Origin of the sequence: Longimicrobium sp. (genome assembly GCF_036399255.1) — a bacterium.
In the GTDB taxonomy this organism is placed as follows: Bacteria; Gemmatimonadota; Gemmatimonadetes; order Longimicrobiales; family Longimicrobiaceae; genus Longimicrobium.
The window spans coordinates 24,095-39,279 of record NZ_DASWNM010000026.1; the positions used below are offsets into that span (position 1 = coordinate 24,095).

The 15,185-nt window shown below is 69.2% G+C and carries 13 protein-coding genes; 10 read left to right on the forward strand and 3 right to left on the reverse strand.

Translation table 11 applies throughout. The features are described 5' to 3' along the window. The first annotated feature begins 107 nt into the window (after positions 1 to 107). The 9 genes from nuoH to VGC13_RS04150 all read left to right on the forward strand — a co-directional run bounded on the left by nuoH (position 108) and on the right by VGC13_RS04150 (position 11,353). Entirely contained in the window at positions 108 to 1,460 is a 1,353-nt protein-coding gene (gene nuoH / locus VGC13_RS04110; protein WP_331123938.1) for an NADH-quinone oxidoreductase subunit NuoH, read from the forward strand. 5 nt (positions 1,461 to 1,465) lie between these two features. Further along, a complete protein-coding gene (locus tag VGC13_RS04115; protein ID WP_331123939.1) occupies positions 1,466 to 1,975 on the forward strand; it encodes an NADH-quinone oxidoreductase subunit I in 510 nt (169 codons plus the stop codon). 1,196 nt (positions 1,976 to 3,171) lie between these two features. Next, positions 3,172 to 3,696: an NADH-quinone oxidoreductase subunit J gene (locus tag VGC13_RS04120; RefSeq protein WP_331123940.1), complete on the forward strand. Its 525-nt coding sequence runs from the start codon at positions 3,172 to 3,174 to the stop codon at positions 3,694 to 3,696. A gap of 4 nt (positions 3,697 to 3,700) precedes the next feature. Continuing rightward, on the forward strand, positions 3,701 to 4,006 hold the full coding sequence (gene nuoK / locus VGC13_RS04125; protein ID WP_331123941.1) for an NADH-quinone oxidoreductase subunit NuoK: 306 nt from the start codon (positions 3,701 to 3,703) through the stop codon (positions 4,004 to 4,006). 5 nt (positions 4,007 to 4,011) lie between these two features. Next, positions 4,012 to 6,504, forward strand: coding sequence for an NADH-quinone oxidoreductase subunit L (gene nuoL, locus VGC13_RS04130; RefSeq protein ID WP_331123942.1), 2,493 nt, complete (start codon positions 4,012 to 4,014; stop codon positions 6,502 to 6,504). 14 nt (positions 6,505 to 6,518) lie between these two features. Beyond that, the gene (locus VGC13_RS04135; RefSeq protein WP_331123943.1) at positions 6,519 to 8,093 is read left to right on the forward strand and encodes an NADH-quinone oxidoreductase subunit M; all 1,575 of its coding nucleotides are present in this window, start codon (positions 6,519 to 6,521) and stop codon (positions 8,091 to 8,093) included. A 13-nt stretch (positions 8,094 to 8,106) separates the two neighbouring features. After that, positions 8,107 to 9,738 (forward strand): NADH-quinone oxidoreductase subunit N, encoded by a 1,632-nt coding sequence (locus VGC13_RS04140; protein WP_331123944.1) that lies wholly within the window; start codon positions 8,107 to 8,109, stop codon positions 9,736 to 9,738. A 94-nt stretch (positions 9,739 to 9,832) separates the two neighbouring features. After that, positions 9,833 to 10,912, forward strand: a complete 1,080-nt coding sequence (locus tag VGC13_RS04145; RefSeq protein ID WP_331123945.1) for an alpha/beta hydrolase — start codon at positions 9,833 to 9,835, stop codon at positions 10,910 to 10,912. Positions 10,913 to 10,969: 57 nt separating this feature from the next. Next, positions 10,970 to 11,353 (forward strand): hypothetical protein, encoded by a 384-nt coding sequence (locus tag VGC13_RS04150; protein WP_331123946.1) that lies wholly within the window; start codon positions 10,970 to 10,972, stop codon positions 11,351 to 11,353. A gap of 1,046 nt (positions 11,354 to 12,399) precedes the next feature. On the opposite strand, the gene VGC13_RS04155 is transcribed toward VGC13_RS04150, so the two are convergent. Together VGC13_RS04155 and VGC13_RS04160 are read right to left on the reverse strand one after the other, a co-directional pair. Beyond that, on the reverse strand, positions 12,400 to 12,999 hold the full coding sequence (locus VGC13_RS04155) for a DMP19 family protein (RefSeq protein ID WP_331123947.1): 600 nt from the start codon (positions 12,997 to 12,999) through the stop codon (positions 12,400 to 12,402). Positions 13,000 to 13,090: 91 nt separating this feature from the next. Continuing rightward, the gene (locus VGC13_RS04160) at positions 13,091 to 13,258 is read right to left on the reverse strand and encodes a hypothetical protein (RefSeq protein WP_331123948.1); all 168 of its coding nucleotides are present in this window, start codon (positions 13,256 to 13,258) and stop codon (positions 13,091 to 13,093) included. On the opposite strand from VGC13_RS04160, the gene VGC13_RS04165 reads away from it, so the two are divergent. Next, positions 13,248 to 13,658, forward strand: a complete 411-nt coding sequence (locus VGC13_RS04165) for an SRPBCC family protein (protein ID WP_331123949.1) — start codon at positions 13,248 to 13,250, stop codon at positions 13,656 to 13,658. The two genes, VGC13_RS04160 and VGC13_RS04165, sit on opposite strands and share 11 nt — an antisense overlap. Before the next feature lie 199 nt (positions 13,659 to 13,857). On the opposite strand, the gene VGC13_RS04170 is transcribed toward VGC13_RS04165, so the two are convergent. Then, positions 13,858 to 15,132, reverse strand: a complete 1,275-nt coding sequence (locus tag VGC13_RS04170; protein ID WP_331123950.1) for a DUF1963 domain-containing protein — start codon at positions 15,130 to 15,132, stop codon at positions 13,858 to 13,860. Between the last annotated feature and the right edge of the window lie 53 nt (positions 15,133 to 15,185).

Here is a 15,185-nt window from a genome sequence, read left to right on the forward strand (position 1 = left end):
GCGAAAGTAACGGCACGGCGGCGCTTTTCGCGGACGGATAGACGGAACTACGGGCGGGGCGTGAGCCGCGCTTTCCATCCACGCGGGCCAAACGGACCAGGCGCGAGATGCAAGCAGGAGATGCGGTAGGAAACCTGAAGGAGCTTTCGGCGGACGCCTACCTGGTGACCTCCGTCATAAAGCTGCTGATCGTCTTCGTGGCGGTGCTGGTGATCGTGGCCATGCTCACGCTGCTGGAGCGCAAGATCAGCGCGTGGATGCAGGACCGCATCGGCCCCAACCGCGTGGGCCCCGGCGGTCTGCTGCAGCCGGCGGCCGACGGGCTCAAGAACATCCTCAAGGAAGAAAGCAACCCGGGCGAGGCGCACGGCGTGTTCTTTACCCTGGCGCCCATGCTGTCCATCATCCCGGCGATGGTGACCTTCGCGGTGATCCCGCTGGCGGCGCCGCTTCCCACGCCGTGGGGGGTGATGCCCATGATGATCGCCGACCTGCCGGTGGGGATCCTGTTCCTGATGGCGTTCAGCTCGCTGGGCGTGTACGGCATCGTGATGGCGGGGTGGGCCAGCAGCAACAAGTACGCGCTGCTGGGCGGGCTGCGGGCGGGCGCGCAGATGATCAGCTACGAGATCTCGCTGGGCCTGTCGCTGATGTCCGTCTTCTTCCTGGTGGGCAACGTGGGGCTGGACGAGGTGGTGTACACGCAGCAGCGCATGAACCTGTGGTTCGCGCTGCCGCTGTCGGCCTCGTTCTTCTTCTTCTGGATCAGCGCGTTCGCCGAGACCAACCGCCTGCCGTTCGACCTGCCCGAGGCGGAGAGCGAGCTGGTGACCGGGTACCACACCGAGTACAGCGCGATGAAGTTCAGCATGTTCTTCATCGCCGAGTACGCGCACGTGCTTACGCAGAGCATGCTGCTGGCCACGCTGTTCCTGGGCGGGTGGGACATTCCCGGCCTGGGCCGCGACGACATGCTGGGCTTCGTGAACGGCCAGTGGGTGGGCACGCAGCCGGCGTGGTGGATCACGCTGCTGACGCTGGGCGCGTTCCTGGCCAAGACCTTCTTCTTCATCATGGTCTTCATGCTGGTGCGCTGGACCGTTCCGCGGTTCCGCTACGACCAGGTGATGGACCTGGGATGGAAGATCATGCTGCCGGTGGCGCTGGCGGTGGTGGTGGTGACCGCGGCCACGGTGCTGGCGCTGGACAGCATGGGCGCGCCCTTCGTCGAGGTGGCGGCCAACGGCGCCCGCGGCTACTTCACCCTGTGGGGCGGCCTGGTGCTGACGGCGGTGAACGGGGTGATGCTGATGGCGGTGATCTGGCTGATGGACAAGGGCCACACGCTGGAAGGCACCGGCTCGATGGACACCAAGCGCCTGGCGGCCCAGGAGCGCGCCCGCAAGCGCGACGAGGCCATGCGCATCAGGCTGACCACTCCCCGCGCGGGCGTAAGGTAACGGACATGGCGGCCAACGTAGTCGTAATGAAGCGCCCGGTGCGGCAGTCGTCGTACATCCGGGCCACGCTCAAGGGGATGGCGCTCACGTTCCGGCACATGCGCAAGAGCGCCGGCGACCGCAGCGACGTGACCATCCAGTACCCCGAGCAGAAGAAGCAGCTGAGCCCGCGCTGGCGGGGGACGCACGTCATGGAGACGCACGAGGACGGACGTCCCAAGTGCGTGGCCTGCGGCCTGTGCCCCACCATCTGCCCGGCCAACTGCATCAAGCTGGTGCCGGGCGAGGACGACCAGGGGAACCGCTATCCCATCGTCTACGAGATCGACGAGTTCCGCTGCATCTTCTGCGGCATGTGCCAGGAGGTGTGCCCGGTCGAGGCGATCCACGTGGGCAACCACTACGAGAACGCCGAGTACACGCGCAACGAGTTCGTGTACGACCTGGACCGGCTGATGAAGCAGAAGCACCCGAGCACGCTGCTGTGGGACCCGGCGGATCCGGCGGGGGAGTAAGTGCGGAAGTGCGGAAGTGCGTTAGTGCGGGAGTGCGAAAGTAGGACGGTTCCGCGGCTTCCGAGGGTCTGGCGTGAAGGGGTGAAGGGGTGAACGGGTGACGGGGGCGTCGTCGGCGGGTGTCGTCCCGGGCAGGTAGAGGGGCGTCGTCGGCCGGCATCGTCCCGGGCGGGTGAACCCGCGGCTGGAACAGCGAGAAGCCCCGCAAAACGGCGCGGGGCTGCGCGACCGACACCCCGGAGTGTGACAACGCGCTGCGTACTGTCATTCCGAGGGAGCGCCGCGCAGAACGGTCCGAACCTCGACACCCGGCGCGCGACCGAGGAATCTACCGTCGGCGTGCTGGCGGCCGGCGGAGGCGTGACGGGACGGCGGACACGGTCCGCGCAGGCGGACATTGCGTTGTCCCAGCCGCGAATTCATTCGCCGGGTTTGGCGGCCTGCTGGTGGCCGGCGGTGACGTGACGGGGCGGCGGATACGGTCCGCGCAGGCGGACATTGCGTTGTCCCAGCCGCGAATTCATTCGCCGGGTTTGGCGGCGTGCTGGTGGCCGGCGGAGACGTGACGGGACGGCGGACACGGGTCCGCGCAGGCGGACATTGCGTTGTCCCAGCCGCGAATTCATTCGCCGGGTCCGTCGGCGTGCTGGTGGCCGGCGGAGGCGTGACGGGACGGCGGATACGGTCCGCGCAGGCGGACATCGCGTTGTCCCAGCCGCGAATTCATTCGCTTGGGCCATTCGCCGGATCTGTCGGCATGCTGGTGGCCGGCGGAGGCGTGACGGGGCGCGGATACGGTCCGCGCAGGCGGACATCGCGTTGTCCCAGCCGCGAATTCATTCGCCTGGGCCATTCGCCGGGTTTGGCGGCGTGCTGGTGGCCGGCGGAGACGTGACGGGACGGCGGACACGGGTCCGCAGGCGGACATCGCGTTGTCCCAGCCGCGAATTCATTCGCCTGGGCCCTTCGCCGGGTTCTCGGCGGGCTCATTCGCGGGTTCTTTCGGCCGGCTGGTGGGTGGCTGAAGGGCTCCGGGACCGCGGACACGGGGTCCGCGCGGCAGGAGAGAAAGACGGAATCGCAGTACCGCGGCGGGTGTGATCCGCCGTCGGGACTTCGTGTTTTCGGCGCCGGAGACGGCGCCCCGCGGGCCTGCGGAACGGCGCGGCCCCCCACGACGATCGAACCGCGATCGAATGGTAATCCAGGTCCTTTTCTTCTTCTTTGCGGCGTGCGCCGGCGGCAGCGCCCTGGCCATGATCACGCGAAGAAACCCGGTGGCCAGCGCCATGTGGCTCATCGGCACCTTCTTTTCGCTGGCGGCCATCTACACCCTGCTGGGTGCCTACTTCATCGGCATCATCCAGATCCTGGTGTACGCCGGCGCCATCATGGTGCTGTTCCTGTTCGTCATCATGCTGCTGAACCTGGGCAACGACTACGAGTCCGACATCCGGGGAACCGGGTGGAAGATCCTCGCGGGCGGGGCCGGGCTGGTGATGCTGGCCCTGCTGGCCCGCGTGTTCACCGCCGACATGCCCGCGCCGCTGGGCAACCAGGCCGGCGCCGCCCTGCTGGCCGCAAAGCAGGCCGAGCAGGGCTCCGTGGGAATGATCGGCATGCCGCTGTACCAGGAATTCACGGTGCCGCTGCAGGCCACCGCCATGCTGCTGCTGATCGCGGTGGTGGGCGCGGTGATGCTGGCCAAGAGAAAGGTCTGAGCCCGTGGACACCATACCGCTTTCGTACACGCTGGGGCTGAGCGCCCTGCTGTTCAGCATCGGGGTGGCGGGCGTCATCGTGCGCCGCAACGCCATCATCCTGTTCATGTGCATCGAGCTCATGCTCAACGCCGTGAACCTGGCCTTCGTGTCGCTCAGCGCCACGGCCGGGGTGCAGGGACAGGTGTTCGTGTTCTTCGTGATCGCCGTCGCCGCCGCGGAAGCCGCGGTGGGGCTGGCCATCATCATCGCGGTCTTCCGGCACAGCGAGTCGGTGGACGTCAAGAACTTCAGCCTGCTCAGGTGGTAGGGGTGATGCTCCTCCTTCAAGCCGCCGAACACGGGGCCCCGGCCGCGGCGCACGGCGCCGAAGCGGCCGCCCACGGCGCCGCGTTTCACCCGGTGCTTCCCTGGCTGATCCTGGGCCTGCCGCTGCTCGGGTTCCTGATCAACGGATTCGCCGCGCTGCTTGCCGCGCGCCGCGCCCTGCCGGTCGTTCCCCCCGTGGGCGACCCGCACTGGGACACGCACGGCCACGACGCGGCCCACGCGCAGGCCCCCGCCGGCGCCGCCCTGGCGCACGCCCACGCGGGCGCGCCCAGCGAGCAGGAGGGGATGGACAGCGGCCTGCGCCCCAACCCCGTCGACGCGGCCGCGGCCGACCACGCGAGCCATTCCCACGACGCGCATCATGCCCACGACGCGCACGGGCACGACGCGCACGGGCACGATGACCACGCGCACGATGACCACGCGCACGACGCGCACGATCATCCGGCCGGGCCCAAGCCGTGGACGCACACGCTGCCGTCGCTGGTGGCGCCGGGCGCCATCCTGGGGGCGTTCATCATCGCGGTGATGAACTTCCTGGCCATGCGCGGCACGGGCACGTTCGAGGCGATCCACGGCTGGAGCTGGATGCCGGTGAACGACGTGGTGAGCGGCAAGGACCTGCAGGTGGACTTCAGCCTGCTGCTGGACCCGCTGTCGATGCTGATGACGCTCATCATCACCGGCGTCGGGTTCCTGATCCACGTCTTCAGCATCGGCTACATGAAGGAGGACCCCGGGTACCCGCGCTACATGGCGTACCTGAACCTCTTCGTGTTCTTCATGCTCATCCTGGTCCTGGGCGCTTCCTACCCCGTGATGTTCGTGGGCTGGGAGGGCGTGGGCCTGTGCAGCTACCTGCTCATCGGCTTCTGGTTCAAGGAAAAGGCGAACGCCGACGCGGGAAAGAAGGCGTTCATCGTCAACCGCATCGGCGACTTCGGTTTCCTGATCGCCATGTTCCTGCTGTTCACGCACCTGGGCACGCTGAACTTCGCCGACTCGGCGGACGGCCAGGGCGTGATGAGCCTGGCGCCGCAGCTGGCCTTTGGCGGCGCCGTCGTGACCACCATCTGCCTGTTCTTCTTCCTGGGCGCGGCGGGCAAGAGCGCGCAGCTGCCGCTGTACGTCTGGCTGCCGGACGCCATGGCCGGCCCCACGCCGGTCTCCGCGCTGATCCACGCGGCCACGATGGTGACGGCGGGCGTGTACCTCGTCGTCCGCTCGTCCGTCCTCTTCGCCATGGCGCCGGTGGCGTCGCTGGTGGTGGCGGTGGTGGGCGCGCTGACGGCGCTGTTCGCGGCCAGCATCGGCCTGAAGCAGTGGGACATCAAGAAGGTGCTGGCCTACTCCACCGTGTCGCAGCTGGGCTTCATGTTCGCGGCGGTGGGGATGGGCGCGTACGTGGCCGGCGTGTTCCACCTGATGACGCACGCCTTCTTCAAGGCCTGCCTGTTCCTGGGGAGCGGCGCGGTGATCCACGCCATGCACCACGCCTTCCACGCCACGCACAACCCGGCCGACGCGCAGGACATGCGCAACATGGGCGGGCTGGCCGGGCCGCTGCGGTGGACGTTCATCACCATGGGCATCGCCACGCTGGCCATCTCGGGCGTGCCGCCGTTCGCCGGCTTCTTCTCCAAGGACGAGATCATCGGCGCGGCGTGGCTGGGGGCGGACGGGCACAACCCGCTGGCGCAGGGGCTGGAGAGCGTGGGGATGAATCCCACGCCCTGGATGCTGGCCATCGGCGTCATCCTGACCCTTACGGCGTTCATGACGGCCTTCTACATGGGCCGCATGATGATCTACACCTTCTTCGGCCGGTTCCGCGGCAGCGAGACGGAGCGCGGGCACCTGCACCAGGGTGACTGGACGCTCACCATGCCGCTGATCCTGCTGGCGATCCTGTCGACGATCGGCGGGCTGCTGAACGTGGAGAAGGCGGTGTTCGACCACGTGCCGGTGCTGGGCCCCCTCTTCAACGCCATCGCCATCGGCGGCGACGCCACGCTGCACCACTGGCTGCACCCGGTGATCTCGGGCGCCGAGACGGTGATGCGCGACAACGTGGGCGAAGCGGGCGAGGCGGCCCACGCGGCGTGGCCCATCTTCCTGGCCATCGCGATCGGCCTGGGCGGGCTGGCGCTGGCGTACGTGCTGGTGAGCCGCCGCAACGCCAAGCTGCGCACCGCCGACCAGGAGCCGGCGTACACGGGCGGGCTGCAGAAGGCGCTGTACAACAAGTGGTACGTGGACGAGCTCTACGACCGGGTGGTGGTTCGTCCCGTGAACGCCGTCTCGCGCGCGGAGTGGGGCTTCGACCGCGTGATCGACGGCACGGTGGACTTCTTCGGCCGCATGGCGCAGGCGCTGGGGCTGTGGGTGGGCCGTGCGCAGACCGGCTTCGTGAACACCTACGCCTTCGTGCTGATCCTGGGCGTGCTGGTGGTGCTGGGCAGCTTCGTGGCCTTCTGACCCGACGAACGGACATGCAGAGCTTCTTTCAGAGCCACGGCATCCTTACGCTGCTGATCGTGCTTCCCCTGCTGGGCGCGGTGGCCGCGTACCTGTCGGGCGAGCGCAACGCCAGGCACGTGGCGCTGTGGGTGGGCGTGGCGGAGTTCATCCTTTCCGTCCCCCTGTTCTTCTACTATCGCCCCGGGACCAGCTGCGGCATCGGCGGGCCGCAGACGGGGATGAGCAACTGCATCGACGCGCCCTGGTTCCCGGACTGGGGGATCCGCTACCAGCTGGGGATGGACGGCATCAGCCTGTTCATGGTGCTGCTGACCACCCTGCTGCTGCCGCTGATGGTGCTGGGCTCGTGGACGTACATCCGCGAGCGCGAGCGCGGCTTCTACGCCAGCCTGCTGGCGCTGACCAGCGGCGTGGTGGGCGTGTTCGTGGCCCTGGACATGTTCCTGTTCTACGTGTTCTGGGAGATGATGCTGATCCCCATGTACTTCCTGATCGGCATCTGGGGCGGGCGCGAGCGGGTGTACGCGGCGGTCAAGTTCTTTCTGTACACGGCGGTGGGCTCGCTGCTGATGCTGGTGGCCATCCTGTACCTGTGGCACAAGGCGCAGGCGGCGGGCGGGGCGCCCACCTTTTCGTACTTCGACTTCCTGCGGCTGCAGCTTACGGGGCGCGAGCAGTTCATGCTGTTCATGGCGTTCGCGCTGGCGTTCGCCGTGAAGGTGCCCATGTTCCCGTTCCACACCTGGCTGCCGCACGCGCACGTGCAGGCGCCCACGGCGGGCTCGGTGATCCTGGCGGGCGTGCTGCTGAAGATGGGCACCTACGGCTTCATCCGCTTTGCCCTGCCGCTGTTTCCCGACGCCGCGTCGGACTCGCGGACGGTGACGTGGGCCATGGTCCTCGGCCTCGTCGGCATTCTGTACGCGGCCATGGTGGCGGCGGTGCAGCCCAACGCCAAGAAGCTGGTGGCGTACACCTCGGTGGCGCACCTGGGCTTCGTGATCCTGGGGATCTTCGCCTTCAACCTGATCGGGCTGCAGGGCGCGCTGCTGGTGATGATCGGCCACGGCCTTTCCACGCCCATGCTGTTCTTTCTGCTGGGCATGCTGTACGAGCGCCGGCACAGCTACGAGATCGAGGACTTCGGCGGGCTGGCGGCGTCGCTCCCCGTCTTTGCGACCCTGCTGGTGTTCGCGGCCATGGCCTCCATCGGGCTGCCGGGGACGGCGGGGTTCGCCTCGGAGTTCCTGGTGCTGGTGGGCGCCTTCCTGTCGCGCCCGTGGATGGCGCTGGTCGCCGCGCTGGGGGTGATCTTCGCCGCGTACTACATGCTGCCCATGGTGCAGCGGATGCTCTTCAACCCGCTGTCGAAGCGTGAGAACCGCGGGCTGCCGGACCTGAACGCCCGCGAGATCGGCCTGCTGGCGCCGCTGGTGGTGCTCATCATCCTGCTGGGCTTTTATCCCAGGCCGGTGCTGGACCGCATGGAGCCCGCGGCCGCCCGCGTGCTGGAGCTGAGCCAGGCCTCGCGCCTGGCGCCGGAGCTGCCGGCGCCCCCGGTGGCCGCCGCGCCCGACAACCGATAAGGACCCCCGACCCATGGATCGTAGGCTGGAGCTGGTGAGCAACCAGGGCGACTACCTCTGGGCGCTGCTCCCCGAGATCGTGCTGGCCCTGGGCGCCATGGCGGTGCTGCTGGGCGACGTGATGCAGAAGGGCAACGCGTCGCGGCCCTCCGCGCGCTGGGTGCCCTGGGCGTCGCTGGCGGTGCTGGCGGCCACCTTCGTGGCCAACATCCCCCTGATCACGCAGACGCTGGCGGCCGACCCGCTGCGCGACGTGGAGAACGGCATGGTGGCGGTGGACGCGTTCCGCGGCCTGACCAACTGCCTGTTCCTGCTGTCGGGGGCCATGACGGTGCTGATCTCCGTCGGCTACCTGGACCGGCGGGGGATCAACCGCGGCGAGTTCTACGCCCTGGTGCTGTTCGCCGTGCTGGGGATGATGCTGATGGCGGGCGCGTCCGACCTGATGATGGTGTTCATCGGGCTGGAGGTGATGTCGGTGGCCATCTACGTGCTGGTGGGCTTCGACCGCATGGACCCGCGCAGCACCGAGGCGTCGCTCAAGTACTTTCTGCTGGGGGCGTTCACCAGCGCCATCTTCCTGTACGGGATCGCGATGGTGTTCGGCGCCACGGGGTCCACCAACATCCGCGGCATCTTTCCGCTGCTCCTTTCGGGGCAGCGCAGCGAGCCCATGCTGCTGGCGGGGATCGGGCTGGTGCTGGTGGGGTTCGGCTTCAAGGTGGCGGCCATCCCCTTTCACATGTGGACCCCCGACGCCTACGAGGGCGCGCCCACGCCGGTGACGGCGCTGATGGCCACCGGGGTGAAGGCGGCGGCGTTCGCGTCGCTGATCCGCGTGTTCCTGGTGGGCTTCAGCGGCAACTTCGGCGACTGGGCCCGGCCCATGTACCTGATCGCGGCCATCACCATGGTGGCGGGGAACCTGCTGGCGATGACGCAGGGCTCGCTGAAGCGCATGCTGGCGTACTCGTCCATCGCCCACGCGGGGTACCTGCTGGCGGCGGTGCTGGCGGGGTACGCGGGGGGCGGCGCGGCGTTCCTGTTCTACCTGCTGGTGTACACGCTGATGACGGCGGGGGCGTTCGGCATCATCATCGCCAACGCGCGGGGCACGGACGAGCGGGTGACGCTGGAGGACTACGCGGGGCTGGCCTCGCAGAAGCCGTGGCTGGCGGCCATGCTCTCGATCTTCCTGCTGTCGCTGGCGGGCTTTCCGCTGACGGCGGGGTTCCTGGGCAAGCTGTACATCCTGCGCGCGCTGGTGCGCCTGGGGGTGCCGTCGCTGGCGGTCATCCTGGTGCTGGCCTCGCTGGTGTCGTACTTCTACTACCTGCGGGTGATCGTGGTGATGTACATGCGCCCCGCCCGCTCGGCCGACGACCACGCCGAGGCGCGGCTGTCGGGGCCGGCGTTCGCGGGGGTGGCCACGGCGGCGGCGCTGGTGGTGCTGCTGTTCTTTACCGCCGGCATCAAGGGCGGGGTGATGACCTGGGCGGAGCACGGCGAGCGCTCGCTGTTCGCCTGGGCGCAGCAGGGGCTGCAGCCGGCGGTGCCGGAGCACCCGCAGCTGCAGACCAGTCCCCAGCCGGAGCGGCAGGTGCGGCCGCGGCCGGAGACGCAGACGCAGGCGCTGGCGCGCTGAACGGAGCCGCCGGGCGGCGGAGCGGGACGGATGCACGGCCCGGCGCGCGTCGCCGGGCTTTTCCGTTTGCACGGGGCTTGCACGGGTGGGATCAATGGACGGCAGCATGGGCGAAAGGGCCACGGGGATGGCGGACCGAGACGAGCGGGACGAGGGGCCGGGGGACGACGAGAAGGGCAAGAAGCCGCTGGTGACGCGCCGCCGCGCCGCCGCCGGCCTCGGCGCGGCCGCGGCCGCGGCCTACGCGGTGTACGTGTTCGGCGCCCGCCGCGCGCGCCGGCGCCCGGTGACGGAGCTGCCCAACGCGCTGGGGCTGCCCATCCAGTACGAAAAGTGGGGCGACGTCCACTACGCGTACTACGTGCGCGAGGGGACGGGGCGGCCGGTGGTGTTCCTGCACTCCATCAACGCGGTGGCCAGCGCGCACGAGATGCGGCCGCTGGTGCGCGCCTTTCGCAAGCACACCCAGCGCCCGCTGTACGCGCTGGAGTGGATCGGGTTCGGCCACAGCGACCGCCCGGAGCTGGCGTACGAGCCCGGCCTGATGGAAGACCAGCTGCAGCACTTCCTGGAGCGCGTCGTCCGTCCGGCGGGGGGCGCGGACGTGGTGGGCCTCTCCCTCGGCGCGGCGTACGCGGCCGAGGTGGCGCGGCGGCGGCCGGACCTGGTGCACGCGCTGGCGGCCATCGAGCCCTCGGGGCTGGGCAAGGACCCGCCGGCCATCCCGCGGCTGTGGTCTCGGCTGCTGTTTACCCTGCCCGGCGTGCAGCGCGCCTTCTACGACCGGCTCACCACGCCCGAGGCGCTGTACCGGTTCGCGGAGGAGAACCTGTTCACCCCCGAGTTCGGCGTGCCCGAGGAGTTCGTGGAGTTTGGCGCCGAGACGTCGCGGATGGACGGCGCGGCGTTCCCGGTGGACGACTTCCTGAGCGGGCGGATGTTCCCGAAGGACGCGGCCGAGACCTTTCGCCGGCTGCGCCAGCCGGTGCTGGTGGTGCACGGCACGGTCGAGAACCGCCGCCAGGAGAGCTACGACCGCCTGCCGGAGCTGGACGGGCGCCCCAACGTGCAGGTGGTGGGGCTGCCCACGGGGGGGCTGCCGCACTGGGAGCGCGCCCAGGAGGTGTGGGAGCGCGTCCGCGACTTCCTGGAGGGCGCCGGGCCCCGCGCCTGACGCCCGCCCGCCCGCACATCGACCGATCCCGTCAAAAATCACGTGGGGAGCGCAACCATGCCGAAGCCGATTCCGGGCCGTGCCGTTCGTCTTGCCGTGCTTGTTGCCGGGTGCCTGTGGGCGGGCGCCTGCCGGGGCGGAGGCGGCGGCGAGACGGGCGCCGTAAAGATGGATACGGCCAACACGCAGTGGGAGGACGGGATGTCGGCGCAGCAGGTGGAGACGGAGGCCAAGGCGCTCTCGCCCGAGGAGGCGGCGCGGATGGGGATCGCGGTGGATACCAGCATTCACCTGGAGCAGCTGGACCAGCGCGACACGCTGCCGGGCGGCGGCGCGGCGCCCACGCCGGCGCCGTCCGAAGGCGGCAGCGGCGCCACCCGGCCCGACAGCGTGCCGCCGGCCGCCGGCGCGCAGCAGCCCCCGGCGGCGGGCCGGCCCTAGCGCCTCCGCCGCCCGCGGATCCCCCGCACCCTCTCTCACGAATGCTGTGGGAGAGGGTGCTGGCGTTTCGGCGGGCTACGAGGCATCCTCCAAAGAACGGGCCTGACAGGAAATAGGGAATAGGGGACAGGGGACAGGGGACAGGGGACAGGGGACAGGGGACAGGGGACAGGGGACAGGGGACAGGGGACAGGGGACAGGGGACAGCCGGCAACGGCGGACCGGAGCCGCTACTTCCGGCCCAGCTTTCCGTGAGCAAGGGCTGTGGAGCAGGTGGAAACTCACACGGAGTCAGCGGAGTCAACGGAGTTTTCTCGTGCCGTTTCCGACGTTCCCTCAGAGGGTGTTGCCAAACCTCCCGGCGTGATTGACTTCCTGAGGGAGGCGCCGCTACGCAACCTGCGGGTACGATGGACTTTGGCGCCGACCGAAGGATCTCGCCGGCAGAACCGGGGGCCGGCTGCCGCGCCCGGAAGACAGTCCTTCGCGAAGGCGGACGAAATCCTTCGGTCGCGCGCAGGGGGGTGTGTGGCTTCTTGTTACGCGTGGTGCGCTCCCTCCAGGAAGTCACCGCTTGGTTGCGAGCTTGAAGGTTTAGCAACCCTCTCAGGCTCAGAGCGTGTTCAAGAATCCGACGCTGCGCATCCAGGCAGATCCACCAGCGCTGTCATTCCGAGGCCCGGCCGCGCCGCAGCCTGCTTTCACACCAGAGGTTGCAGGGCCGAGGAATCCCCTGTCGGATTGCTGGAGGGCAGACGCGGTAGCCGTGCCTGCTTCGCGGCTACGACATGGGCGGACAGGGCCAATGCCGGAGCGGTTCGGCGGGGCACCAGCAGCAGACAGTAGATTTCTCAGTCGGCGCGCCGGAGTTCGTGCGAGCCGATGGTGCGGTGTGGCGCCTCCTTCGAAATGACATACGGGCGCGAGCGCAGGGATTCTTGAACACCCTCTGACGTCGCGGCGGGCGAGGTCACCGGGGGTGATCCGGAAGGTGCACTGGCCGTCGATGCCGGCGAAGTCCGGTGGATTTCGCATGCGCTCCCTCGTCAGGCAGAGAGACCGGGCGCGTCCGGCGGCGGGTCGAGGTTTTTCTTGGCGATCGCATTGATGGTGGCCTGGTACTCCGCGGCCGGCACGCTGCGCAGGCAGGGCCATCCCACGATCCAGGCCGCGAGCTGGTCGTAGTACCACTGGATCGGATGGAAGGGAGAGAACCGGGCGTCCAGCGCCTCGAGGACCGGATCTTCCCACCAGTCGCCGTCCTCGAAGGACTGTGGATCGATGCGCGCCATGAACGCCTCCAGGTCGGCGAAGATGGCGCTGAAGCCATCGAATCCAAGCCGCCTCAGCCCTTCGCGTATGTCCGCGTTCAGCACCTCGTCCCAGCCGGTGCTGTCGATGAAGGTGTGGAGCCCATCGTGCTCGAACGTGCTGATGAAGTCGTAGACCGCCGCGGCGAGCACCGCATCCCGCGGTATGCCGCTCCGGGGATAGCGTCCGCTGGTGAGCATGCGATCCACGAACTCCCGGACGCGTTCGGCCAGGAACTGCGGATCGGTCTCGTAATCGTCGATCTCCTCGGTCCGCACGAAAACCTCGTCGAGCGGCACGTTGATCCTGGCGTCCGGATACTCCATCAAATACATCTTGCTCCCAGGGTTGTTCGACCAGGAAAGCCCGCCGGTCGCCGGCCGCCCGCCCAGGCGCCGCGATGCCTGGGTGCGGCGCCGCCGGCGTTCAGCGTACCTCGTCCGCCCCCATCCGGCAACCCGCCTGGCCGGCCGCGGGCTCGACCACCGGGGCGACGTGCCGGCGGATGGAACCGATGTCGAAATCCTTTCCGCTCGTTCGACGCACGGGTGAGCCACCGCCAACGTTCAACAGGGAGACAACGATGAAGATCACCGTGGAAACGCTCGTCAACGCCGCGCCGGACAGGGTGTGGGACGCCTGGAACACCCCGGAAGACATCCGGGCGTGGAATTCCGCGGGCGAGGACTGGCACACCACCGAAAGCACCGTCGACCTTCGCGAGGGAGGTACGTTCCGGTCGCGGATGGAGGCAAAGGACGGCAGCGAGGGCTTCGACTTCGAGGGCACCTACACCCGCGTCGTGCCGGGGCGGGCCATCGAGTACCGGATGAGCGACGGCCGCGAGGTCACGGTCGAGTTCGCCGAAGCCCCCGGCGGCGTGCGGGTCCGCGAGACGTTCGATGCGGAAAACGAGTTTCCGCCCGAGTTCCAGCGCCAGGGATGGCAGGCGATCCTGGACAACTTCGGCCGCCACGTGCAGGCGAAGGGCTAATGCTGATACCAGATCAGGAAAAACAACACCTGTAGGGTACAGAGGAACAGAATCAAACAGAGAAAGCGAGTGGAAGCATGGTCTCGTTTCCTCTGTCTGACTCTGTTCCTCTGTACGATTATTCTTTTTCAGGATCTGGCATGAGCCGGAGCGACGGCGCGGCGATCGGCTGGCCGCCGGCCGCACGGGCGAGCCGGCGTCAGTAGCCGTACCCGTCGAGCACGCCTTCGACCTTGCTGAAGTCGCGGCGGGCGAGGTCGCGGGGAGTGATCCAGAAGTCGCACTGGCCGCCTTCCCCGATGTACCACCCGAGCGCCCCGTCGGTGTCCAGGCTCAGCAGGCAGATCGTGGGGGCGCCGACAGGGCGCGCGACATGGGGGGCGGGAGAGTGGCCCAGCATCTGGGCAAACCGGAGGTTCTCCTCGTCGTAGCCGTAGAAGACGGGCGCGCAGGCGGCGTAGACGTGGTCGGGGATCCGCGCCGCGAGGGCGGGGTCGCTCGCCCACGACCAGATCGTGCGGACGGCGCTCCAGTAGACGAATTGGGCGCGGTCGTCGAGGCCTGCCAGCCACGTGCGCAGCGCCTGCCGGTCATCCTCCGCCACCGGGCGGTCCAGTGCGCCTTCGCGCGAGCGGCCCAGCCAGCGCTCGGCCTCGGCGACCCGCTCCCCGTGCTCCTTCCCGGAGATGGAGGGGGAGCGCGGACGGTCCAGGATCTCTCGGGCGAGGTGGTGAACGCAAGCCCAGTGCTGGGGAAAGCTTTGCGGGCCCGCGGGGGCGAAGTCGAAGATGGCGCCGCCGCCCTCGGCCGCCTCCCTTCCGTGCCTGGGCGCGCGTGGCGGCCGGGCGCCGGTGGCGGCGGCGAGGGCGGCGGCACGCCGGGCATCGAGCCGCGCGTCGTAGGCGGCGCGCACCTCCGCACCGATCTCCGGCGCCTTCCCGGCACGGGGCGCCAGACGTTCCAGGAGACGGCGCCACGCCCGCGGGTCGCGGTCGCTCGCCAGGGGCAGGGCGTCCTCGCCGGGAAAGCTGTCGAACTTCAGCGGCACGACAGGCCACGCGGAGTGGACGTTCTGCCCCCTGGACGGATGGCGGATCGGCGGCAGGTCCGCGGGCGGCTGCCGCGGCGGGGTAAGCGCCACGGCATCGAGCACGTACAGGACGCGGCAGGTGTCGGAGGCCGGCCGCTGTCCGTGCCAGGCGCCGTAGGCGTCGTCCCGGCCGAAGAAAAAGAGCACGCCCCGGTCCGGCAGGACGGTTTTGAAGGCGATGTCGGCGCAGTCGACCTGTGCCATGAAGTGGAGCGGCGTGCCGCGGGAGGTGCGCGGCCACTCGTAGCGCTCGGGCAGCCGGGGAAGTCCGCCGAACCGGCTGTTGGTCGGCGGCCCGGCGTGCGGCGGCCAGGGGCGGTGCAGGAGCACCGCCTCACGCCGGTAGCGGCGGAACAGGGCGTCGACCTCGTCGGTTTCAGCCATCCCGCCTATTCCATCGTCCGGAGGCGGGATTCGCCGCCTCTCCGACGCATGCG